The sequence below is a fragment of the Photorhabdus asymbiotica genome (assembly GCF_003634575.1).
GTDB lineage: Bacteria > Pseudomonadota > Gammaproteobacteria > Enterobacterales > Enterobacteriaceae > Photorhabdus > Photorhabdus asymbiotica.
In genome coordinates this window covers 436,419-458,888 of the sequence record NZ_RBLJ01000001.1, presented here as the reverse complement: position 1 = coordinate 458,888, position 22,470 = coordinate 436,419, and the positions used below count along the sequence as shown (strand labels likewise).

The 22,470-nt window shown below is 40.6% G+C and carries 22 protein-coding genes and 2 tRNA genes; 13 read left to right on the top strand and 11 right to left on the bottom strand.

Annotated features, from left to right (window positions below; all coding sequences use genetic code 11):
• Window positions 1-113: 113 nt before the first annotated feature.
• Both BDD30_RS01935 and BDD30_RS01930 read right to left on the bottom strand, forming a co-directional pair.
• Window positions 114-272: a Hok/Gef family protein gene (locus BDD30_RS01935; protein ID WP_071823784.1), complete on the bottom strand. Its 159-nt coding sequence runs from the start codon at window positions 270-272 to the stop codon at window positions 114-116.
• A gap of 370 nt (window positions 273-642) precedes the next feature.
• Window positions 643-1,674, bottom strand: a complete 1,032-nt coding sequence (locus tag BDD30_RS01930; RefSeq protein WP_041381472.1) for an IS630 family transposase — start codon at window positions 1,672-1,674, stop codon at window positions 643-645.
• 127 nt (window positions 1,675-1,801) lie between these two features.
• Here BDD30_RS01930 and BDD30_RS23370 point away from each other — a divergent pair, with 127 nt between their 5' ends.
• The 8 genes from BDD30_RS23370 (at window position 1,802) to BDD30_RS01890 (ending at window position 9,036) form a co-directional block, all read left to right on the top strand.
• Window positions 1,802-1,972, top strand: coding sequence for a hypothetical protein (locus BDD30_RS23370; protein ID WP_170152935.1), 171 nt, complete (start codon window positions 1,802-1,804; stop codon window positions 1,970-1,972).
• A 226-nt stretch (window positions 1,973-2,198) separates the two neighbouring features.
• The gene (sufA, locus tag BDD30_RS01920) at window positions 2,199-2,567 is read left to right on the top strand and encodes a Fe-S cluster assembly scaffold SufA (protein WP_015834044.1); all 369 of its coding nucleotides are present in this window, start codon (window positions 2,199-2,201) and stop codon (window positions 2,565-2,567) included.
• Between the two features lie 12 nt (window positions 2,568-2,579).
• Complete coding sequence (gene sufB / locus BDD30_RS01915) at window positions 2,580-4,058, top strand: Fe-S cluster assembly protein SufB (protein WP_015834045.1); 1,479 nt, start codon at window positions 2,580-2,582, stop codon at window positions 4,056-4,058.
• 56 nt (window positions 4,059-4,114) lie between these two features.
• Window positions 4,115-4,861: a Fe-S cluster assembly ATPase SufC gene (gene sufC, locus BDD30_RS01910; RefSeq protein WP_015834046.1), complete on the top strand. Its 747-nt coding sequence runs from the start codon at window positions 4,115-4,117 to the stop codon at window positions 4,859-4,861.
• Entirely contained in the window at window positions 4,836-6,149 is a 1,314-nt protein-coding gene (gene sufD, locus BDD30_RS01905) for a Fe-S cluster assembly protein SufD (protein WP_015834047.1), read from the top strand. Before sufC ends, sufD begins: the two co-directional genes overlap by 26 nt.
• Window positions 6,146-7,384, top strand: coding sequence for a cysteine desulfurase SufS (sufS, locus tag BDD30_RS01900; RefSeq protein ID WP_015834048.1), 1,239 nt, complete (start codon window positions 6,146-6,148; stop codon window positions 7,382-7,384). Before sufD ends, sufS begins: the two co-directional genes overlap by 4 nt.
• 37 nt (window positions 7,385-7,421) lie before the next feature.
• On the top strand, window positions 7,422-7,838 hold the full coding sequence (gene sufE, locus BDD30_RS01895) for a cysteine desulfuration protein SufE (protein WP_015834049.1): 417 nt from the start codon (window positions 7,422-7,424) through the stop codon (window positions 7,836-7,838).
• A 121-nt stretch (window positions 7,839-7,959) separates the two neighbouring features.
• Window positions 7,960-9,036: a L,D-transpeptidase family protein gene (locus tag BDD30_RS01890; RefSeq protein WP_015834050.1), complete on the top strand. Its 1,077-nt coding sequence runs from the start codon at window positions 7,960-7,962 to the stop codon at window positions 9,034-9,036.
• 106 nt (window positions 9,037-9,142) lie between these two features.
• Here the strand turns inward: BDD30_RS01890 and BDD30_RS01885 are convergent, their stop codons facing one another.
• On the bottom strand, window positions 9,143-9,379 hold the full coding sequence (locus tag BDD30_RS01885) for a major outer membrane lipoprotein (protein WP_015834051.1): 237 nt from the start codon (window positions 9,377-9,379) through the stop codon (window positions 9,143-9,145).
• A 438-nt stretch (window positions 9,380-9,817) separates the two neighbouring features.
• Here BDD30_RS01885 and BDD30_RS01880 point away from each other — a divergent pair, with 438 nt between their 5' ends.
• The gene (locus BDD30_RS01880) at window positions 9,818-10,672 is read left to right on the top strand and encodes an enoyl-CoA hydratase-related protein (protein WP_015834052.1); all 855 of its coding nucleotides are present in this window, start codon (window positions 9,818-9,820) and stop codon (window positions 10,670-10,672) included.
• 1,064 nt (window positions 10,673-11,736) lie between these two features.
• Here the strand turns inward: BDD30_RS01880 and BDD30_RS01875 are convergent.
• Both BDD30_RS01875 and BDD30_RS23365 read right to left on the bottom strand, forming a co-directional pair.
• Window positions 11,737-12,234, bottom strand: coding sequence for a DDE-type integrase/transposase/recombinase (locus BDD30_RS01875; protein WP_015834054.1), 498 nt, complete (start codon window positions 12,232-12,234; stop codon window positions 11,737-11,739).
• A gap of 108 nt (window positions 12,235-12,342) precedes the next feature.
• The gene (locus tag BDD30_RS23365) at window positions 12,343-12,687 is read right to left on the bottom strand and encodes a hypothetical protein (protein WP_158307061.1); all 345 of its coding nucleotides are present in this window, start codon (window positions 12,685-12,687) and stop codon (window positions 12,343-12,345) included.
• A 116-nt stretch (window positions 12,688-12,803) separates the two neighbouring features.
• On the opposite strand from BDD30_RS23365, the gene BDD30_RS24570 reads away from it, so the two are divergent.
• Window positions 12,804-12,932 carry a hypothetical protein gene (locus BDD30_RS24570; RefSeq protein ID WP_282958015.1) on the top strand — a complete coding sequence of 43 codons (129 nt, stop codon included), beginning with the start codon at window positions 12,804-12,806 and terminating at the stop codon, window positions 12,930-12,932.
• A 4-nt stretch (window positions 12,933-12,936) separates the two neighbouring features.
• On the opposite strand, the gene BDD30_RS01860 is transcribed toward BDD30_RS24570, so the two are convergent.
• On the bottom strand, window positions 12,937-14,742 hold the full coding sequence (locus tag BDD30_RS01860; protein WP_015834056.1) for a type III secretion system effector inositol phosphate phosphatase: 1,806 nt from the start codon (window positions 14,740-14,742) through the stop codon (window positions 12,937-12,939).
• A 54-nt stretch (window positions 14,743-14,796) separates the two neighbouring features.
• Between BDD30_RS01860 and BDD30_RS01855 the strand changes: the two genes are divergently transcribed.
• Window positions 14,797-14,985 carry a hypothetical protein gene (locus tag BDD30_RS01855; RefSeq protein WP_041381801.1) on the top strand — a complete coding sequence of 63 codons (189 nt, stop codon included), beginning with the start codon at window positions 14,797-14,799 and terminating at the stop codon, window positions 14,983-14,985.
• 47 nt (window positions 14,986-15,032) lie between these two features.
• On the opposite strand, the gene pykF is transcribed toward BDD30_RS01855, so the two are convergent.
• From pykF to BDD30_RS01835, 4 genes are all read right to left on the bottom strand, one after another.
• Window positions 15,033-16,442: a pyruvate kinase PykF gene (gene pykF, locus BDD30_RS01850; protein WP_015834057.1), complete on the bottom strand. Its 1,410-nt coding sequence runs from the start codon at window positions 16,440-16,442 to the stop codon at window positions 15,033-15,035.
• A gap of 457 nt (window positions 16,443-16,899) precedes the next feature.
• A tRNA-Val gene (locus tag BDD30_RS01845) sits at window positions 16,900-16,976 on the bottom strand.
• Between the two features lie 32 nt (window positions 16,977-17,008).
• Window positions 17,009-17,085, bottom strand: a tRNA-Val gene (locus tag BDD30_RS01840).
• A gap of 171 nt (window positions 17,086-17,256) precedes the next feature.
• On the bottom strand, window positions 17,257-18,630 hold the full coding sequence (locus BDD30_RS01835; RefSeq protein WP_015834058.1) for an MATE family efflux transporter: 1,374 nt from the start codon (window positions 18,628-18,630) through the stop codon (window positions 17,257-17,259).
• 268 nt (window positions 18,631-18,898) lie between these two features.
• Here BDD30_RS01835 and BDD30_RS01830 point away from each other — a divergent pair, with 268 nt between their 5' ends.
• Window positions 18,899-19,555, top strand: a complete 657-nt coding sequence (locus BDD30_RS01830; RefSeq protein WP_015834059.1) for a riboflavin synthase — start codon at window positions 18,899-18,901, stop codon at window positions 19,553-19,555.
• Between the two features lie 475 nt (window positions 19,556-20,030).
• Window positions 20,031-21,008 (top strand): CgnE/CgnB domain-containing protein, encoded by a 978-nt coding sequence (locus BDD30_RS01825; protein ID WP_015834060.1) that lies wholly within the window; start codon window positions 20,031-20,033, stop codon window positions 21,006-21,008.
• Window positions 21,009-21,184: 176 nt separating this feature from the next.
• Here the strand turns inward: BDD30_RS01825 and cfa are convergent, their stop codons facing one another.
• Window positions 21,185-22,336: a cyclopropane fatty acyl phospholipid synthase gene (cfa, locus tag BDD30_RS01820; protein WP_015834061.1), complete on the bottom strand. Its 1,152-nt coding sequence runs from the start codon at window positions 22,334-22,336 to the stop codon at window positions 21,185-21,187.
• Window positions 22,337-22,470 lie beyond the last annotated feature (134 nt).

Below are 22,470 nucleotides of genomic sequence, written 5' to 3'. Positions count from 1 at the left end.
AGTTTCATTGGTTTTAATTTGTGTAATTCCACTTAGATATAAAGGGTGCCTGAGAGCCAAGCAATAACAACATCTAAAAGGGCGGGAGTAAAAACCTCCCGCCTAAGGTTGCCTTACCTATTGCTGGATTCGTAAGCCATGATTGCCGCAACCTCCGTATTACCTTGTTTGAAATGGAGTTTACAGAGTGAACCTCTTGTTATCCATGTGAATAAGAGTAACGTCACACAAATAACGATCAAACTAAATATTACGATTTTTTGCGGCTTCATAGCCTTCTCTCCTTGCTTTTTATCAGGTAAGAGGCTAGCCTTATGTTGTTGAGCATTAGGAGTAGCCTCATTTCGATTTATAGTCGGATGGGGCTTTTCTCTTTCTGCCTGGAATATCATTTTTACAATGCTCAAGACAGAAAGCCTCAAGCACCCGGAGGCAGTATACTTTTATTTGTATGAGATGCAAGGTCTTGCAAATATTTATTATGGCCACGTAATACGTTTAAATTAAATTATCGATTAATAAAGAGATTAATAAAATAAAGGAAGGGATGTTGAGAGCGAAATATATAGATAAGATTATTTCTGAATGCGTTTAATGGTATTAATTAAATAGAAACGCTATTTGTATATATTATATACCCGCTTAACTTGAAGATGCAGGATTCAGAATCTGAAAATTGTCATTAATACGGCGTGACAGACTCCCGGCAAGTTCCGGTAATATTTCCGTAAAAAAGTGATGTATTGCCTGCCTGAACAAGGCCGCCGAGGCGAAGTAACGATTATTTCTGACTTGTTCATTCATCACTTTCCACAGCCTTTCTATCGGGTTCAGATTTGGGCTGTAGGGCGGTAAGTAATGAAGTTCAATATTCATCACATAAGCCCAGTCTTTCACCAACTCACTCCGGTGATAACCGGCTCCGTCAAGGATAATATGAACCTTCTGACTGACCGGATAGGTTTCACGCAGGGCAATGAAGAATTCTGCGATGTGATAACTGTCGATACGATCATATTCGTGTACGACTGTTTTGCTGATATCGGCCAGATTCAGGGCTCCCATCAGGTTCAGACGGGTACGGCTTCCCGTGGTTTTCACTACGGTTTTCTGGCCTTTACGCATCCAGCCATAAGCCAGTTTCGTCCCCTGAGTGGGATGGACGCCATCAATGAACAGGATGGGCTCATTGTCTCCGGCTTCCTGCTTGAGTTTCCCGTAGGTTTCTATAAAGGCCCGCTGCTGTTCCGCGTTGAACTTGTGTGGCACGCCGGTCGGTTTTTTATAACTAAATCCATTGTGGTGCAGCCATTTATTCATGCCGGGAACGGTGTAACTGATATTCCACGCTTCTTTGACAAGGTGGATAACCGCCTGTGTGGTGGGCAGAAGATTCGCGGTCAGATAAGCGATAAGTTCCTTCGTCTGTGTTTCGCTGAGGTGGCTCTGAGAGCCGCCATTGTCGGGCTTGAGTTTGCGGTGATTAAGGTAATCGCTGATATGACGATTAACGGTCATTTCATGCAGGCGCAGGGCCTGAGCGATCATGACAGAGCTCCAGCCCTCAGAGGCCAGCAGGACCGCTTTGATACGATCACACTCCCGCTTATCACGGCAGGTGTGATGAAGGTGTTCAAGTTCGGCTTTTTGTTCGTCGGTAATGAATATTTTCATGACGGATACCCTGAACCTCATTTGGGCGAAAATCAAGCAGTTTCAATGAGCACGGGTATATACCCAATAGATTTCGAGTTGCAGCGCGACGGCAAGTGAACGAATCCCCAGGAGCATAGATAACTATGTGACTGGGGTGAGTGAAAGCAGCCAACAAAGCAGCAACTTGAAGGATGAAGGGTATAATCATAATACCAACTCTTGTTCTGCATTTCCGGTATATCTGAAAGTTCACCTCAAAATAGTATTTCTGATGAACTTTTTGTGCTTTTGTCTTACGCCAATAAGTAAAAAATAGCGCAATTGATCAAACTAATAATTTATAAATAAAACAGTAAATTAAAGATATACCTTGCATATGGAATGAACATAAGTGACCGAATTCGAGTAAAATTTGATCTATTTAATGTATATCCTCTTAAAACAAATGGTTGAAGTGATAAGGGTTATCATTACCATTATAATAAGAGGAGAAGACTCTGATAACAGTGGTGAAAATTGCCATAGAAAATATGAGGTTAACGATGACAAATAGTGTTGAAACCTTCTCTCTGAATGAAACGGCTTGGCAAGGAATTACCATCACAGAGAGAGCTGCCGCACAGATCTTAAAATTGATGCAGCAAAATCCACAAAGCAAAGGATTATATCTGGGTGTTAAACAATCAGGATGTGCAGGCTTTGGCTATGTGTTTGAGATGGTTAACGATCCTGCACCTGACTTTCTAATGTATGAAAGTGAAGGAGCATGTTTGTATGTCCCTCTGAAAGCAATGCCATTTATTGATGGTACGGAAGTCGATTTTGTTCGTGAAGGTTTAAATCAGATATTTAAATTTAATAATCCAAAAGCTCAGCATGCCTGCGGGTGTGGTGAAAGCTTTGGTATATAAGTGTACCAATCTATGTCTCAGAGCAATGTAGAAATCAGCGACGATGTGCAAACTTGGCTCAGTGATCATCGTTATAAAGAAGGTTTTTTCACTCAGGTAGCGACTGATGAATTAGCTAAGGGCTTGAACGAAGAAGTTGTGCGGGCAATTTCCGCAAAACGTAATGAACCTGAATGGATGCTTGAATTTCGGTTGAAGGCTTATCGCCATTGGCAGGGAATGGAAGAACCACATTGGTTAAAAGCGAATTACCCTAACCTTGATTATCAAGATTACAGTTACTATTCAGCACCTTCATGTGGTACTTGTGATGATAGTTGTAGTTCGCAGTCTGGTGCTGAACAAACCAATAATTACCTGACGGCAGAAATTGAAGAGGCATTTGATAAGCTGGGTGTTCCGGTACGGGAAGGAGAAGTTGTGGCGGTAGATGCCATTTTTGACTCTGTGTCTGTTTCAACAACGTATCGGGATAAGCTGGCGAAAGAAGGTATTATTTTTTGCTCATTCAGTGAAGCGATACAGGACTATCCTGAATTAGTTCAGAAATATCTGGGGAGTGTAGTTGCAAGTCACGATAATTTCTTTGCAGCACTAAATTCAGCCGTTGCTTCTGATGGTACTTTTGTTTATGTACCAAAAGGGGTACGTTGTCCGATGGAATTATCCACCTACTTTCGTATTAACGCCGCTAAAACGGGTCAATTTGAGCGGACCATTCTCATCGCTGATGAAGGCAGTTATGTCAGCTATATAGAAGGATGCTCTGCACCGGTACGTGACAGCTATCAGCTTCATGCCGCTGTTGTGGAAGTGATTATTCATAAAGATGCAGAAGTGAAATATTCCACGGTACAGAATTGGTTTTCAGGTGGTGATGGTGAGGGTGGAATACTCAACTTTGTGACTAAAAGAGCGTTATGTGAAGGTGAAAATGCCAAAATGTCCTGGACCCAATCTGAAACGGGTTCTGCAATTACTTGGAAATATCCGAGCGTGATCCTAAAGGGAGATAACTCAATTGGGGAATTTTTCTCGGTTGCCCTGACTAATGGAACTCAACGGGCAGATACTGGCACTAAGATGATCCATATTGGCCGTAACACCAAATCGACCATCATTTCAAAAGGCATTTCTGCTGGTTGTAGTCAGAACAGTTATCGTGGACTGGTAAAAATATTACCGGGGGCAGAAAACGCCCGTAACTATACCCAATGTGACTCTATGCTGATAGGAACCGAATGTGGCGCGCATACTTTCCCTTATGTAGAAGTGCAAAACAATACCGCGCAACTTGAACATGAAGCGACAACTTCCCGCATTGGAGAAGATCAACTGTTCTATTGTCTGCAACGTGGCATCAGTGAAGATGATGCGATTTCGATGATTGTTAATGGCTTCTGTAAAGATGTGTTCTCTGAGCTACCCCTTGAGTTTGCCGTTGAAGCGCAAAAATTGTTGGCAATTAGCCTTGAGCACAGCGTCGGGTGAGTTTTCCCTGTTTCTTTTTTTATAACAGAACGTTAAGTCGTTCGAAGGCATGTAATATGTTAAGTGTTAAAAATTTACGAGTCAGTGTTGAAGGCAATGAAATCCTAAAAGGATTAAATCTTGAAGTTAAACCAGGTGAAGTTCATGCCATTATGGGGCCAAATGGCTCTGGCAAAAGTACATTATCCGCGACGTTAGCAGGCCGTGAAGAGTATGAAATTAATGATGGTAACATCATCTTTAAAGGAAAAGATTTACGTGAACTTGAGCCGGAAGAACGGGCCGGTGAAGGGATTTTTCTTGCTTTTCAATATCCGGTAGAAATTCCCGGTGTCAGCAATCAATTCTTCTTGCAAACAGCAGTCAACGCTGTTCGTGAATATCGCGATCAGGAGCCTTTGGATCGCTTTGATTTTGCTGATTTTATCGAAGAAAAAATTGAATTGTTAGATATGCAGCAAGACTTATTGACACGTTCAGTCAATGTTGGTTTTTCCGGCGGTGAAAAAAAACGTAACGATATTCTGCAAATGGCAGCGCTGGAGCCGACGCTTTGTATTCTGGATGAAACAGATTCAGGGTTGGATATTGATGCGTTGAAAATTGTCGCTAATGGGGTGAATTCTCTGCGTGATCCAAGCCGTTCATTCATTATTGTGACCCATTACCAGCGCATTTTAGATTATGTGAAACCTGACTTTGTTCATGTGCTTTATCAGGGGCGGATTATTGAATCTGGTGATTTCAGTCTGGCGAAAAAGTTGGAGGAACAAGGTTATGGCTGGCTTATTGACCAACAGTGAAAGGACTGAAAAAAACCGCCAGGTTGCAGAACGTAATCAAAAAGCATTAGAACGTTTTGCTGGTTTGTATCATTCTCGCCGTGGTGATGATTCACTGCATGCCAGTATGCATTGGGATAAAGCAACTAAAACCAATTTTCCTCAATTCAGACATGAAGACTGGCGTTATACGCCACTGGAACGACTACTAAATCAGCAATACAATATCAAAACTGGGGAATTAACAACGGCACAGTGCGAACAATTGGCTATTCCAATGGACTGTTGGCGAGTTGTTTTGGTGGATGGCTGTTTTTCCCCTTTACTGAGTTCCCGCGAATTTGGGCCTTATCAGCTCAGCTTATTGGATAACAAAAGTGAACTTCCGGCACCGATACAGAGTGAAATTTTTCTGCATTTAACAGAAAGTCTGGCCCAACAGCCTTTAATCATCACGTTGAAGGCTGGGCAAATTGCAGAAAAACCACTGTATCTACTAAATATGACGAGTGGCTATTCTGATGAAATATTGAATTCTAGCCATTACCGCTATCACATTTCTGTCGGGGCGAATGCCAGTGCCAAAGTGATTGAACATTTTGTTAGTATTGGTGAGCAACAACCCCATATGACTGGGGGTAGACTGACTGTAGAAGTGGGTGATAATGCCAGCTTAACTCATATAAAACTAGGCGTTGAAAACAACAAAAGTTACCACTTTGCGCATAACGACATTGTGATTGGTCGTGATGCCCGAGTAAAAAGCACCAGTTTTTTGTTGGGGGCGGCGCTTGGCCGGCACAATACCAGTGTTCAGCTTAATAGTGAAGGAGCTAATCTCTCACTGAATAGCTTATTGTTGCCACAAGGCACAGAGGTTGCAGATACTCGTACTTATCTGGAACATAACAAAGGCTATTGTGAAAGTCGTCAGTTGCATAAAACAATTGTGATGGATCAGAGCAAAGCCGTGTTTAACGGCATGATCAAAGTGGCGTCTCATGCACTGAAAACCGATGGGCAAATGACCAATAACAATCTGCTGTTAGGCAAACAGGCAGAAGTAGATACTAAACCACAATTAGAGATTTATGCTGATGATGTGAAATGCAGTCATGGTGCGACCGTTGGTCGGATAAATGAAGAACAATTGTTCTATCTGCAATCACGTGGTATCAACCAGCGCGAAGCACAACAAATGATTGTATTTGCTTTTGCTGCTGAACTTACTGAGTTTATTGAAGATGAAGTTTTGAAAGCCGTTGTCATGAAACACATTAAGCACCGTTTAGCGGGAGTGGAAAAATGACTTTTTCTGTAAAAAAGGTGCGGCAGGATTTCCCGGTATTAACTCAGCAGATCAATGGACATCCACTGGTTTATCTCGATAGTGCTGCCAGTGCTCAGAAACCTGTTCAGGTCATTGAACAGGAAAGCGAATTTTGTTTGCATCAATATGCGGCAGTTCACCGCGGAATTCATACTCTGAGTTCTGTGGCTACGCATATGGTTGAAAACGTGCGTCACCAGATAGCGCAATTTATCCATGCTCAAAGTGATGAAGAGATTGTTTTCGTTAAAGGTACGACGGAAGGGATTAATCTGGTTGCTAACAGTTATGGCCGCAAATTTATCAATAACGGCGATAATATTGTTATTACTGAGATGGAACATCATGCCAATATCGTTCCGTGGTATATGCTGGCAGAACAGGTTGGATGTGAAATCAGAGTATGGTCATTGGATGAAAACGGTAAGTTGGATCAATCGGTTTTACCATCCTTGATTGATTCACGTACTAAATTACTTTCTTTTACGCACTTATCTAATGTGCTTGGTACGGTTAATCCTGTACGTGAAATTATAGAGCAGGCCAGAAAATTGGCCGATGAGCAGGGCGCCCAATTACATATACTGGTTGATGGTGCTCAGGCTATCATGCATAAGAAAGTTGATGTACAGGAACTGGATTGTGATTTTTATGTTTTTTCCGGCCATAAATTATATGGTCCCACCGGAATTGGTGTGCTTTATGGGCGTAAATCCCTTCTGAACGCAATGCCACCTAGGGAAGGTGGAGGGGCGATGATAAAACACGTCAGCTTACAAACAGGGATAACCTATGCAGAATCACCATGGCGGTTTGAAGCAGGAACACCGAATACTGCGGGGATTATTGGACTTGGTGCTGCTGTTGATTATGTATCTTCAATTGGGTTGAATGAAATTCAGCAATATGAACAGGGATTGATGGATTATGCAATTACAGGATTAAAAGAGATTAACTCATTGAAACTGTACGGCCCTGAGCAACGTCAGGGCGTTATTGCTTTCAACCTTGGTCGCCATCATGCTTATGATGTAGGAAGCTTCCTTGATCAATATGGAATAGCTATTCGTACTGGGCATCATTGCGCGCTTCCTTTAATGGAGCATTATCAGGTTCCCAGTATGTGCCGAGCATCATTGGCAATTTATACGACGAAAGAAGATATTGATGCGCTTGTTGCTGCGTTGCAGCGAATAGAAAAATTGCTTGGTTGAGCCAGTTATAGATCGAAAGAATAATAAGGAAAAAGTCATGGCAAGTTTGCCCGATCAAAATAAATTGTTACGTAATTTTTCCCGTTGTCAGAACTGGGAAGAAAGATATCTCTATCTGATTGAGCTGGGGGAGAGGTTACCTTCTCTTACTGACGATCAGCGCCAACCTGAGTATTTAATCTCGGGTTGTCAGAGTCAGGTATGGATATTGCTGAGAAAAAATGATCAAGGCAAAGTAGAATTTATTGGTGATAGTGATGCCGCGATTGTTAAAGGGCTAGTTGCGCTTGTCTTTATTCTTTTTCAAGATAAGATACCTCGGGAGATTCTGGATGTGGATGTGACTGAATATTTTGAAAAACTTTCTTTGCAGCAACATTTGACACCATCACGAACGCAGGGGCTACACGCAGTGGTATGTGCGATCCGGAATATGGCAAGTAAAATGGTTTAAATACCAGTCTTACACGTTTCTTTAGCCACTGGTAATATATAACCGTGACAGAGAAATAAGATCCCAACCTTTTACACTTAATTTATTTGATAACATTCAGCAGTCATTCCAGGAAGCAAGCATGAAACGAGTTTTAACGCTTATCGGCATGTTATTATTGAGTGGGTTGATTAATACGGTCAGCGCTACAGAATATACCTTGCCACCTGCCAAGAGTCGTTTAATTGGCGAAAATACAATATTTGTTGTACCAGATGACGGACGTTCTCTGGAGGCTATTGCTGCCGAATATAAAATTGGTTTGTTGGCAATGCTGGAAGCTAATCCAGGGACCGATCCTTATCTGCCTGATTCGGGTTCTGAATTAATAATTCCATCACAAATGTTGCTGCCTGACACACCAAGGCAGGGGATTGTGATTAACCTTGCAGAACTGAGACTCTACTATTTTCCTAAAGGAAAAAATAAAGTCATCGTTTATCCGATTGGCATTGGTCAGCTTGGTCGTAATACGCCGGTGATGACAACGTCTGTCAGTCAATTAATCAAGGACCCAACTTGGACGCCGACTAAAAATATCCGCAAACATTATGCTGAGCAGGGGATTACCTTACCGGCAGTTGTTCCTGCTGGTCCGGAAAACCCAATGGGATTGTTTGCGCTGCGCTTAGCTGCCGGGCGTGGAGAATACCTGATCCACGGTACTAATGCTGATTTTGGTATCGGTATGCGCGTAAGTTCTGGTTGTATCCGTTTGCGTCCTGATGATATTGAAGCGTTGTTTAACAGTGTTCCGCGTGGAACCCGAGTACAGATTATTAATGAAGCTGTTAAGTATTCGGTAGAGCCAAATGGTAAGCGTTATGTGGAAGTACATCAGCCGCTGTCTAAAAGAGAGAATGATGACCCACAGACATTACAAATTGTCCGATCAGTAGCTCTGGACAAGTTTATTAATAATAGCGAGACAGATAAAAATATTGTTGAACAAGCTCTTGTTCGCCGTTCTGGTATACCAGTGCTGGTAAGTAAAGGTACACCACTTGAAACGCAACAGAACCTGCGAGAAGAGAATTTAACGCTGGTGGAAGATGATATTAAAGATACGGAACAGGACGTGAATGTGAATGAAAAAGCACCTGAACCGTTTAAATTACCACCATTATATCAGCCTGGGCCAATCTATCAGAAAAATTAATGCCTTTTTCTGGGCAAGGGGCAGGGAATATTTATCTGACAGCAGAATCTTGCAATAAAAAAATGGCGTACTGATGTACGCCATTTTTATGCTTAATTACAAAAAATCATTTTTTGTAGGAACGAACTTGGTTATCCAGACGCTGATTTGCACGAGCTGCTTCATCTTTAGCTGCTTGAATATCAGTACGTACTGAGTTCACGTCGTTGCTCAGTTGATCAACTTTTGCATTCAGAGTCTGAATATCGGAAGACAGTTGATCAACCTTAGCAGTACTTGAACAACCAGCTAACAGAGTAGAAGCCAGAACTACTGCACCCAGTACAATTTTAGTACGATTCATTATAATACCCTCTAGATTTAAGTTAATCTCCAAGTAGCCATATAAGTATTACACAAAGTTTTTTAGAAAGAGAATAAATTTTTATCATGAAAACCAATTATTTCAATTTTTCTCTTTAGAAAGTGGATAATTTCCATCTGAATGTAAAGAAACAAAACCATTGAGTAACATTTTAATCAACAAAACCCTATTCTATAGGGATGATATTCTCCGAAATAATTTTAGTTAAAAATTCTTATAAATAAAAAATACCACACCCAAAATCACCTCACACCTATTGAACCATCGGAATATGTCTCAATGGAGACGCTCTGCATACATACATTTGGGAGTGCGCTTAAAACAAATTTGTTAACTAAAGCTTATTATAGGAGAGTAACTTGACAATACTAAGGTTGAATCCTAGTCTCATATTTAAACTGGTAGGAGGAGTATCTTATGATAACCAATCAATCCAATGAGCATTTTATCGTCACCATTGATAATGGAGTTGCTCATTTGCAACTGAGTCGTCCTGACAAAGCAAACAGTTTGGCACTTGGATTTTGGAAACTGTTTCCTGAAACAGTCGATCAACTCAGTCGCTCAGGTGAAATACGGGCAATGGTGATCTCTGCACAAGGGCGCGTATTTTGTGGAGGGCTTGACCTGCAAATTTTTGTCTCTAGTCAGGATATCCATACAACTAATCCCCATGAGCGGGAGGCTATGCAGTTTAGCTTATTGCAAATGCAGGAAGTGATGAATGTATTAGAGCGTGCACGTTTTCCTGTTATTGCTGCGGTACAAGGAGCTTGTCTTGGGGCTGGGTTTGACTTAATTACCGCATGTGACTTTTGCTTTGCTTCTGATGATGCGAAATTTCGTATAGAGGAAACCAATATCGGTATGATGGCTGACTTGGGTATTCTTCAACGGTTGCCACATCTTATTCCTGGCGGCATGGCCCGCTATCTTGCACTTACAGGAGATACGCTGAGCGCTGCTCAGGCTCACGATTTAGGTCTTGTGGTAAAGATATTCTCCTCTACAGAAACATTGATCGAAGGGGCTTTAGCGACTGCCCGTCGTATTGCTGAGCGGCCTCCAGTTGCTATTAATGGGATTAAACGGGCGATGCTTTACAGCCGTGATCATGGTGTCTACGAATCATTGCAGCAGATTGCGCTTCTGCAAGCTTCGATTTTTAGTCGTCAGGATATCCTGAGTTCAATTCAAGCCAAAGTAAGTGGAGCAACAAGTGAATTCCAGAATTTAAGCGAAGTAGGTAAAGCTTTCGATGTGCGTGATTGAGATAAAGACGTCAATAACATGCAAAATAGGTTTTCTGCAGATTGTATGATGAGTGGAAACTGAATAATGGGTTATAAGCCATTTTCTGGCAGACGAAAGCAGAGAATGGCATTATTGTAATATATCAGAAAGTTACAACACGGTGGTTAATGTAATAAGTATACTGGAAAGCGTTTTTAATTCTCTTATTCCAAATCCTTTTTAACCAGAGCATATATACTTTGTTTTACAAAGTGTTATTCAATTATGAAAGTTGGTATTGTATTTACAAAGTATTCCGGTTTCAAAAAATCCACTAATAGTCTTATTATTTCGAAGTGATGCAATTTTTATAAAGTTCTTTTGAGTGATTTTTTATTGATAATATATAAAAACGTTGATAAAAGATTACTCCTGTTTTTCTTCGATTTAGCATCTGTGACTCATATCTGAATTGTAACAACTGTGGGTAATGATGAATTTCTCTGTCACAAGGTATTAAAAATATATTCTTTTGAGTGTGGTTGAATCTATTATCATTCTCATTAAGTGATAATAGTCCCGGCTCTCTGTGAGTTTTCAAATGTTACTACACGGGCCTGTGTGCTATTAATAGTGTTGAGAACAGATTGTGCTTGTGGTTAGTCAAATAACGGAGACACGATAGAAACAATAACGATGATAAGAAAGGTATTGAACGAAGGAGATAATATAAGGTTGAACAGAAGTAGACGAAATAACAAAAGGTATCATTATGTTTGGAAGTACCTAATATCATAGGATTTATGATAGAGCGTCAGAAATAATACGACGATTTTCTCTGTGTAAATTATTTCTTCCGGTTCGCAGGAAATTTTGTTATTTCATGTTATTTGAACGGTTAATGAAATTCGCTGCTTATGGAAGGTATATATGACTGATAGTCATTTATCAACTTTGCGTTGCATTAAAGCAATAGAATAGTTCACGCTGGAGTTGAAAATAGCGTTTTTGAATTGTGTATTAATACAAGTGAAAACGATGGGATCATTTGAATATTCACTGAAACAGAAGAGAAAGACCAATGAATAATCCGACTCCTGCGCTTATCTTTGAGCACAGTCGCTACAAACTCGGCGTGTGGAAAAACATCGCCCCGCTGGATATCCTGGCCTTTCTAACGCGGAGAGCACCAATTCTGTATCTGGCTGAACAGACATAGCCCAGCCCACAACACGTCGGGCGTAAAGCTCCATCACGACGGCTAAATAGCTCCAATGCTCCCCTGTCCAAATGAACGTCATATCTCCTACCCAAACCTGATTGGGATGTTGTGGCATACACTGCCAGGCCAGGATATTAGGAATAGCGGGGTGTTCCTCAGTAGCGGGCGTATAACACGGTGAATGTCGTGCTTGCCTGCTGACTAATTTCATTGATTTCATCAGCATTCTGACCTTGTACCGACCTACACGAAATCCGCAGACATTCAAGCGTGTCAGCAACGTGCGACTGCCCGCTGACCCGTTGCTTTCATGAAAAAACTCGGCCAGTTTGGTCCTCAGGGCAATATGAGGGACCGGTTTGTGCTCTCGTTGATACAAATAGTCATAATAGGCAGAACGTGAAACGTTGAAGAGTTGGCAAGGGGTCCCACAGGGATATTCATCTATTAACTATTTGATTATTTATGCTTTTGTGCTCATCTGACATCAAGAGAGCTGAAGCTTTTTTAAGATTTCTTTCTCCATTTCAAGACGTTTAATCCGTTTTTCGAGAGCTTGTATCCGCAGTTGGTCAGGTGTAATAGCTTTACCCTGTGGCGTGATCCCCTTCCATTCTGTTCGCCATTGAGTCACCCAACTCTGTAAGGTACTGTTACTTACCCCAACCACTCTGGCCGCTTGTGGGGTTGGCAGAGTTTTCGCTGGCCGGGGGTGATGCTGAGCTGGATGAGAGCTGTTATCGGTTAACGTTTGTGGCGCCGGATGGTTTGCCGCTGGCGTTGCTGAAATTGCGGGGCTTTCAGTTACCGAAGGACATCTTTGACTCCACACCGGATGTTTCCCCGATACTCCCAACGGTCGATGACGATAATTGGTAGGAAGGGGCATGTTGTGCAACGATTGATAATAGCCTGCTTGAGCTGGACGTGATGTGCTGGCATTTGCCCGTGAGCAGACCGAACAGTGGGAAATGTGGTTATTGCCCACTTAGCATGGATGTGCCGATGGGGGATGATCCCATTCATTTTGGTACGATTGACGCCGTGTGGGGCGTCAATCTTATCAAATTTAGTTGAACTACTACAACAGAGATGATAATCCTTGAGCTTGTTCCCAAGTCTCAGAATCTCCTATACGTTGCTTATACGATAAACTAATAAGTGGAACGTTTTTCATCACCTTATTGCCGGGAGTACCAGTATTGATGGCTTGTATTTCCAGATTTCCACTATGGAGAAGTAATTGCTGTAATAGCTTCTGATCTGTTTTTTTCAGTTGGCTGCCAGGCGCATTTAAGCCACGTCCTTGATGGATTGCTACAGCTTCTCGTTTTAACTCGACATCCAGCATTCCGGTTCTGTCCTTACCACTTTTGCAGTTCCAACAGGGTATGGCACCTATCTCATAGGCCAGCATTGCTACGCGCTGTGGAGCTTTGTATGGTTCACCACCATCGTAATGATGTGCTTTATCAGCCCAAATTTCTTTCAATTGTTGGCTTAATAGGCGCACATGTGAAGCATTTTTGGGATTATTGGCCAAGTATTCTCCTACCCAACCACCGGGTTTGGCCATAGGATGCAAGTCATTTCCTAAGAGTTGATGTAATGCTGTCACATTACACTTATCAGCTTGATTGTGGCCTAAAGGAAGTTTCAGAGCGAGTTCGTTGACACCAAAATTAAAGGCAGCGACGTCTAGTTTTACCTTGACGTTTTGCATATGGCCATCTTCGGTGCGTATAGATAACGTAAGTGGTTTCTCAGCACACAGTGCTTTCCATGCCTCTATTTGATCGTGCAACATATCACTTTCTTGTTGAAATGCGGTGAGTAGTGATGTCGAGACTAACTGTAACTCAACGGTTTCTCCTTTTAATGCTTGTTGTAGTAGATCTGTTTTCGTAAATAGTGCGGCGGTGACAACTTCACGTGCTCGTGCTTTTGCACCGTCTAAACGTTCTATTGTTCCTTTTTCCAATGTAAAAGGCGATAAGACGCCGTGACGTAATCCTTTAAATAGTGTCTGTTCTTGCCCATTGTCATTTTTGACACGTATATCTGATACCCACATATTAACGGAGTGGATGGTTTCTTGTGTGGATTTACTGCACACACCGTAATCCCGATAGGAAATCGGAAAGATATCCTCTGCACCTAATTTCATCTGTGCTGCCGGTATGGATGTGCAATGATACATTCTACCACTATGTTCAAATTGAGTTTCCAGTGTAGTCCATTTCTTATTATTAAGATGTTGTTTACTAGCTTCACTGAAGGCAAGTTTTGCTTCTTTCATAGCTTCTTTGTGTGAGATGCCTATTTTTCTTAGCTGGTTGGCTATTAAATTAATAAGATTTTTGCTAAGAGATTTTGTTGCTTTTAATTCATCTGGGGTAGCTGGTCTGTCTGCTTTGAAATGAGCCGCTTCTAACTGGCGAGATAAATGCTTTAGTGTTGTGGGATCGCCGCCAAGGTTCCTTAGTGCTAAGGCAGCAGAATCGATCATATTTTGTTGTAGATTAAAAACAGTATGAATGGAACGAGTAGAAGGTAATGATGGCTGATTGAATTCGGATAGAAGCTTCGTTTCACCTCTATGTAATGATATCAAATTGCTTTTTACGGGGATTTTTATAGAAGAAGATTGCGTCGTTTTTAGCTGCTGTGATGAGGTGCTAACCTTCAATATACGACTCAAAGTTGCTCTATTTGCCGATATTTTTGAGGTTATATGCTTGATATTTTTGATAAGGAACGTAGGAAATTTAGCGATTTGTGTATGCTTGATATTTTGGAGAATGGGAGTGGGAAATTTAGTGACTTGTATATGCATGATTTCTCCTTTCATGTTGAAATAATAAGTATTGAATAGATATTGAACCACAAAATGTAAATTTTCGATATAAAAAAAGTTTTTCTATATGAACATTGGAAAAACATGCCGGATTTATCCGGTACGTCGAAAACCCGTTCTTTGTTCTTCAGTGCGGGATATAAATTGCCGCAAGATATCTTTGAAGTTGTTCCGTGTAAGGAGAGGCAGGCAGTGACAACGGATGAGGCCTGGGAGGAGGAATATAATCAGATGTTGTATCAAATTAAGCAAAGAAAGCCAGATATGAAATAGAAACACCGCAAACATGCGGTGTCTCAGAAATAAAGCTAAGTATCGAATTAAAGAATGTGGACAGAAGAGGTGTTGGTTGTACCGCTTGGAACCAGAGCGCCAGATACCATAACCACGATTTCGCCTTTCTTTGCCAAACCGCTAGCCAGCGCCGCTTCTTTACCAATACGGTAGAAGTCATCAGTTGATGCGATTTCTTTAACGATTTGAGTAGAAACACCTTTAACCAGAAGCAATTGGCGTGCTGTTACTTCGTTAGTGGTTAATGCCAGAATAGGGGAGCCAGGAAAGTATTTACGGATAGATTTGGCAGATTTACCACCATATGTTGCAACCACAATCAGAGGGGCTTCCAGTTTTTCTGCGGTTTCAACTGCACCACGACATACCGCTTCGGTTACACGTAGTTTACGGCAATTAACGGCTTCAATGCGGCTTGGCATTACGCGGTCTGTACGTTCACAGATCGTTGCCATGATAGTTACCGCTTCTATGGGATATTTGCCTTTTGCACTTTCTCCGGAAAGCATAACTGCATCGGTACCATCCAGAATGGCGTTAGCAACGTCTCCTGCTTCTGCGCGAGTAGGGCGTGGATTTTTGATCATGGAATCCAGCATTTGAGTTGCAGTAATCACAACTTTGCGAGCCATGTTACATTTTTCAATCATCATTTTCTGGGCGAAGATAACTTCTTCCACCGGAATTTCAACACCCAGGTCACCACGGGCAACCATAATCCCGTCAGAAGCTTCCAGGATCTCATCAAAGTTGTTCAGACCTTCCTGGTTTTCAATCTTGGAGATGATTTGAATATTCTCACCGCCGTGGGCTTTCAGGTGTTCACGGATTTCTAGAACATCAGAGCGTTTACGGATAAATGAGGCGGCGACGAAATCGACACCTTGTTGGCAACCGAAGATCAAATCTTGTTTATCTTTTTCTGCCAAGGCAGGCAGGCTAATAGAAATACCTGGCAGGTTAACACCTTTGTTTTCACCCAAGTCACCATTGTTGAGAACTTGGCAAATGACTTCTGACGCAGTAACTTCTTTAACCGTCATGCCGATTAAGCCATCATCAACCAAAACAGTATTACCTGGGGTCAGATCAGCAGGAAAACCGCTGTAAGTGACAGCAACACGGTCTTTATTACCAATAACAGAGGTGTTGGTGGTAAAAGTGAAAGTCTGTCCCGCGATCAGGGAAACGTCGTTGCCGCCTTCCAGCTTCATAGTTCGGATTTCGGGGCCTTTAGTATCCAGCAAAATGGCTGCTTGCTTACCTGTTTTAGTCATAACTGAACGGATATTTTGAATACGTTGGCCGTGTTCTTCGTAGTCTCCGTGTGAAAAGTTGAGGCGCATAACATTCATGCCTGCATTCAACAATTCTGCCAGTCTTTCTTCGGATTCTGTTTTTGGTCCGATCGTGCAAACAATTTTGGTTTTTTTCATGACAATCTATCTACAGGTTTTAATGGATGAAAATAGTGAACCGTCAACTTTATGATTTTGCGCAGATATCATCTGGTGCTGAAAGTTGCGCAATATCATTAAGGACAGGTGACGGGGAAGACATGCAGTATTTTTTTGTGTGAGGTTAGACACATGTAACTATACGAGCATATACGTACTATCAATTTGTGGTTCTCTCAGCATTCGGTAAATTAATGTGCTGAAACCATTCAACTATAAATTGCGCCGTATTATAAAGAGTAATTTCTGTGAAATGAATTAAAAAATGATTATGTAGATTAATTATAACAGTAAAACGAAAAAACGACCAAGTTTGTGGCAGAAGGCTATGATTTATTGTGCAGTTTTTTTATATAAAAAACAGTGAGTTAATTTGGAGCGCAGGATGATTTTTTCGCAAGTTAGGAAATACAACAAAGGATTATTCTGAAAGATTTGGTGCGTCCGAGTGGACTCGAACCACCGACCCCCACCATGTCAAGGTGGTGCTCTAACCAACTGAGCTACGGACGCACTAAAAAAGGGACACTATCAACTACACAACTTGGTGCGTCCGAGTGGACTCGAACCACCGACCCCCACCATGTCAAGGTGGTGCTCTAACCAACTGAGCTACGGACGCAATCTAAATTGCATGGGTGACAGCGGGGACGAATATTAGCGGCCAGTTAGTCTTCTTGCAAGAGGAATAATACAAATTATGGTTTAACTGTTCGTATTTGCATCTTTTGCAATGGGGTTGCTGTTTATTTGTACAATGAGCATATTCGTCCCCGGTTTTATAGAAAAAAAATCAGCGGGTTGAGCGTCGTAAAACTATCTCATCTGATTGTTTGTGTATCTGTAAGATACGGAAGGATATCAGCATTGCCGATGTGGTCAGGCCAATAATAAAGCCGATCCAAAATCCTGCTGGCCCCATGGCGGGTACAATATAGTTAGTTAATCCTAGAATATAACCACTTGGTAGCCCCAGAATCCAATAGGAGGTGAAAGTGATATAGAAGATAGATCGCGTATCTTTATATCCACGTAAAACACCGGTACCAACAACTTGTATGGCATCAGATAGTTGGTAAAAAGCAGCAAATAGCATCAGATGTGATGCCATGGTGACAACTTCGGGGTTGTCGTTATACATCAAGGCAATCGGTTCTCGCAGTATGATAGTAAAGATTGCAGTTAAACAGGAGAGCATCAAACCTACGGCAATACTGGTATAAGCTGATATACGGGCATTCTCAATAGATTTTTGTCCCAAGTTGTATCCCACTCGAATAGTGGCTGCAACGCCTAAAGATATTGGGAACATAAACATCAATGAACTGAAATTCAGTGCAATCTGATGCCCTGCAACAGCGGTAACACCTAAAGGAGAAACCAATAATGCAACTATCGCAAATAGAGTAACTTCAAAAAACATTGCCATAGCAATAGGCAAGCCTAGGGATGAGATACGTTTCAGGATATGCCATTCTGGTGCCACAAAACGGCGCACGGGGCGGATATCCTTTTGTGAGGATGAATGTTTCACATACCAACGTAATAACAGAAACATAACCCAGTAAACGCTGGCGGTAGCAACACCGCAGCCAACACCACCCAGAGCGGGGGCGCCAAATTTACCGTAAATAAGTATGTAGTTAATCGGAATATTAATTAATAATCCTAAAAATCCAATAACCATTCCTGGTTTGGTTTTTGATAAACCTTCACACTGATTACGAAGTACCTGATAAAACAGGTAACCTGGTGCACCCCACATTATTGCGTGGATAAATCCAACAGCTTTTTCTGCCAAAAGCGGATCTATATTTTCTTGTTTATCAATGAGAAATTTACAGTTATATAAAATAGCAATAATGATAATTGACAGGAAGGTCGCCAACCAAAACCCTTGTTGTGTTTGGCTGGCAATCATATGCCTGCGACCAGAACCGTTCATCTGCGCAATAATTGGTGTCAAAGCTATTAGCAGGCCATAGCCAAATAAGATAACTGGTAGCCAGATAGAGGTACCAACAGCAACCGCGGACATATCTGTTGCACTGACACCACCCGCCATAACAGTATCCACAACCCCCATTGCAGTTTGTGAGAATTGGGCAATGATGACGGGGATACCCAGAGCAAGCAGACTACGCGCTTCTTTTAAATACTTCTGCACGTATTACACCTTTTTAATAAGTAGAAAATGTTAAGGAAAAATTCTGTATATGAGAAACGATTTCCTAAAAATCAATCGCTTAACTAACCGTGATATTGTATCCGTTTAATATTATTTAGCAAGAAACGTCTTAACCCCTCTTTTAAGGTAGGGAGTTGCCACTCAACAGAAATAGAAAATCTGTATTCCTCAGACGCGTGTAGTATTTATAAATGGTAACTTGATATAAACTAATTAGTAATTTTACATGGTATTAAGAGGTTCTCTTATGTTCACTGGTATCGTTCAGGGAAAAGCACCATTGGTTGCTATTGATGAAAAAAATAATTTCCGGACTCATGTAGTTAAATTTCCGGCTGAGTTATTGCCAGGCATTGAAACGGGAGCGTCAGTTGCCAATAACGGTTGTTGTTTGACTGTGACCAAAGTGGAAGGCGATAAGATCAGTTTCGATTTAATGAAAGAGACTCTGCGCTTGACTAATCTTAGTGATTTACAGGTAGGAGATTATGTAAACCTGGAGCGGGCGATTAAATTTGGTGATGAAATTGGCGGACATTTGATGTCCGGTCATATCATCACTGTCGCTGAGATATCTAAAATTTTTACTTCAGAAAATAATCATCAAATATGGTTCCGTATCCACGATAAGCAATTGATGAAATATATCATGCATAAAGGATTCATTGGTATTGATGGCATCAGTTTGACAATTGGTGATGTGGTTAATAATCGTTTTTGTGTTCACCTTATTCCTGAAACACTAGAACGTACAACATTGGGTAAAAAACGGCTTGGTCAAAAAGTGAACATTGAGATTGATCCACAGACTCAAGCGATTGTTGATACTGTAGAACGGGTTCTTGCTCAGAAAGAGCAGGAAAAACTGATCGCTCAACATCCGGTGATTATTCTTGATGAATAGTTGATAAACGAAAAGCTACAGGATGTTCTTGTAGCTTTAGACTTTAAGCTGATAGTCAGTTCATTCAGTCAGTATCATTATGATGGTGCAAGCCAATAATTTTGTTTTTTGCATAATCAATCTAATCACATAGCAAAAAGAGTCGTTGAGCTTATCGGTGTGAAAAATGAAGCTTTTGTGACTTGTGTTGCATTGTCTTGTATATTATGTTAATTAATATAATTTCTTATGTTGCTATATTGTTAAATTTCTATCTTGCAAAATGCAAGTCAACCACTGTATTTTTAGAGGCTATTTTATGGAAAACACACTTGAATTAGATGAATGGCTTGAAGAACCTACCCACGATGATGCTGTTGAAATGATGAATGCACAAGCTGTCGTTCCTTTCGGTACAGCGCTTTGGCCTTAACAGCCCTTCATAAATAAAAAGTAAGGGGAATATCCCCTTACTTAAAAAAACAGGATTGTTCTTATGGATAAAAGTTTTAGAAATATGTATCGCTGTTTATCGTATCATCCTGCAATTTCGGATAAAGTGAGAAATAATGAATGTATAAAATTATTTATTGGAGCTGACATTGAACATGGTGATATTGCACAAAAGATGCATGTGTACGAAAAGAATTTCAAAGTAGAATCAGATTTTATTTTTTTAGAAGAAGCATCAGCTGACGATATAAAACAGAAAATATCTGATTGTGATTTGTTTATTTTTCTTTACGCATCATCAACATTGAAAAATGCATCTCCACAAGGTCCGGAATATTTAATTAAACTAAAGCGCTTTATTACCGAATCATGGAAAAAGTCAGTATTATTCAAAGATTACGGTTCTCATCTTATTGAAGCATTTAGTGAGTCACAAGAATCAATAGCAAAAAGAAATAAAAAGCTTATTGAACTATCAAAACGATCACAAAAAATCCAATATACAGATAATAAAGGCAATTCAATTACAGGTTATTTAGATAAAGATCATAAATGGACTTCTATTGATGGAAATGGAAATCTTGATGTTATTCCTGGAGAAATAGCAAGTCATATAAAGAATCTTAACGGTAGCATTAGTTTCAGTGGTACCTTCTTGAGCACTGCGCCATTTGCCATAAAATATGGTGTTGTGAATGATATGATGACTATAAATATAAAGGACGGTGAAATTATTGGGTTTGATTGTGATAATGCTGAATTTAGTCGGGATTTTAATTTATATTTGAATCATAATCACGGTAATAGAATTGTCGAAGAATTCGGTATTGGTACTAATACGGGAGTGAAGGCACTCTATGGCAGAAATGCAGGTTTTGAAGAAAGGCATCCAGGTTTGCATCTTGGTTTGGGTGGTGGAGTAAAGGGAAGCCATCATTTGGATTTGATATTTTCTAATGGAAAAATAGCGTTTGATCAAACAATTGTTTTTGATAATGGCTATATTGGCTATTTTAGTTAGCGAAGGATGCTTATATTTTTAATATTAAAGACAGTCCGTACATAATTAAATGCTAAAGTTATATTAAAATTCTTCTTTTAATATTTCAAGATCTGAAATCAATTTCTTATATTGTTTAAACTTAGTTAAGTTTGAGGTTGAAGCTACAGTGGTATCTCACTGTAGCCTTTGATTAATTAGCGGGTTACGAGTAACCCGCCTTCAATACCTTTTGGACTGAACATTATTTGCCATAGTTGAATATCCCGGGCACGAAATGCACCAGCACTGGCATTTAAGTAATAGCTGAACATACGTTTAAATATTGGGCTATAATTATCTTGTATTTCAGGCCAACTGGTAATAAACCGTTCATACCAGGCCATCAATGTGCGGTCATAATCGGCTCCAAAATTATGCCAATCTTCCATAACAAAACGGTTTTTACTAGTATGAACTATTTGTTCAATAGAAGGTATGCAGCCGTTAGGAAAAATATATTTACTAATCCACGGATCAGCACTGGCTTTATCTTTGTTGGAACCGATGGTGTGTAGCAGGAATAAGCCATCAAGTTTTAGGTTTCTTTTGACAACCTCGAAGTACGTTGAATAATTCTTAGGTCCGACGTGTTCAAACATACCTACAGAAACAATCCTGTCGAACTGCTGATGTAAATCCCGGTAATCTGTCAGAATAATGTTTACGTCCAGATCAATGCATCTTTCCTGTGCATATTTCTGTTGTTCTGTAGATATGGTTACCCCTGTTACGGAAACACCATAATTTTTGGCAGCATAAGCCGATAATCCCCCCCAACCACAACCAATATCCAGCAGAGTCATACCTGGAGAGAGTTTTAATTTCTCGCAAATGAGTTTCAATTTATCAAGTTGAGCTTGTTCCAATGTTGCAGCTTGTTTCCAATATCCGCAGGAATATTGCATATGAGAGTCAAGCATACGGATGAAAAGATCATTGCCTAAATCATAATGTTTATGGCCTACAATCCATGCCCGTTTTGGGGTTTGCAGATTACGCAAACGAGTTATTGCGATTTTCAGTGTATCTTTGAGACTATGAGGTATTTTATTTTCTAATCCAGCTCGTAAAACGCGATAAAAGAAAATATCTAACCGTTCGCAATCCCACCAGCCATCCATATAACTTTCACCTAATCCCATTGAGCCTTGCTGTAAAACTCTTTTATAGAAGTCAGGATTTTTTACCTGAATATCATAAGGATTGTGACCATTAATCTGTATACCTGCTTCTTGTAACATTTCATTGGCAATCCGTTGCCAGGAATTAGTGACGACTTTCTGGTTTTCGATATAGGATGAACTCATATACTCTCCAACGTTAAGGTGATGAGATAATTGAGGAGTTTGTTTTAGCTAATAAAGCAGAATGTGAGAACGCAAGATGCGAAAAGTTAAAGCGAAAAACCTTAAAGATGGCTAATCCATTAGTTTAATAAGAG

Coding starts and splice junctions, on each gene's coding strand:
- BDD30_RS01935 (WP_071823784.1), bottom strand. CDS start 272: ATGAAGCCGCAAAAAATCGTAATATTTAGTTTGATCGTTATTTGTGTG.
- BDD30_RS01930 (WP_041381472.1), bottom strand. CDS start 1,674: ATGAAAATATTCATTACCGACGAACAAAAAGCCGAACTTGAACACCTT.
- sufA (WP_015834044.1), top strand. CDS start 2,199: ATGACAAATAGTGTTGAAACCTTCTCTCTGAATGAAACGGCTTGGCAA.
- sufB (WP_015834045.1), top strand. CDS start 2,580: ATGTCTCAGAGCAATGTAGAAATCAGCGACGATGTGCAAACTTGGCTC.
- sufC (WP_015834046.1), top strand. CDS start 4,115: ATGTTAAGTGTTAAAAATTTACGAGTCAGTGTTGAAGGCAATGAAATC.
- sufD (WP_015834047.1), top strand. CDS start 4,836: ATGGCTGGCTTATTGACCAACAGTGAAAGGACTGAAAAAAACCGCCAG.
- sufS (WP_015834048.1), top strand. CDS start 6,146: ATGACTTTTTCTGTAAAAAAGGTGCGGCAGGATTTCCCGGTATTAACT.
- sufE (WP_015834049.1), top strand. CDS start 7,422: ATGGCAAGTTTGCCCGATCAAAATAAATTGTTACGTAATTTTTCCCGT.
- BDD30_RS01890 (WP_015834050.1), top strand. CDS start 7,960: ATGAAACGAGTTTTAACGCTTATCGGCATGTTATTATTGAGTGGGTTG.
- BDD30_RS01885 (WP_015834051.1), bottom strand. CDS start 9,379: ATGAATCGTACTAAAATTGTACTGGGTGCAGTAGTTCTGGCTTCTACT.
- BDD30_RS01880 (WP_015834052.1), top strand. CDS start 9,818: ATGATAACCAATCAATCCAATGAGCATTTTATCGTCACCATTGATAAT.
- BDD30_RS01855 (WP_041381801.1), top strand. CDS start 14,797: ATGCCGGATTTATCCGGTACGTCGAAAACCCGTTCTTTGTTCTTCAGT.
- pykF (WP_015834057.1), bottom strand. CDS start 16,442: ATGAAAAAAACCAAAATTGTTTGCACGATCGGACCAAAAACAGAATCC.
- BDD30_RS01830 (WP_015834059.1), top strand. CDS start 18,899: ATGTTCACTGGTATCGTTCAGGGAAAAGCACCATTGGTTGCTATTGAT.
- BDD30_RS01825 (WP_015834060.1), top strand. CDS start 20,031: ATGGATAAAAGTTTTAGAAATATGTATCGCTGTTTATCGTATCATCCT.
- cfa (WP_015834061.1), bottom strand. CDS start 22,336: ATGAGTTCATCCTATATCGAAAACCAGAAAGTCGTCACTAATTCCTGG.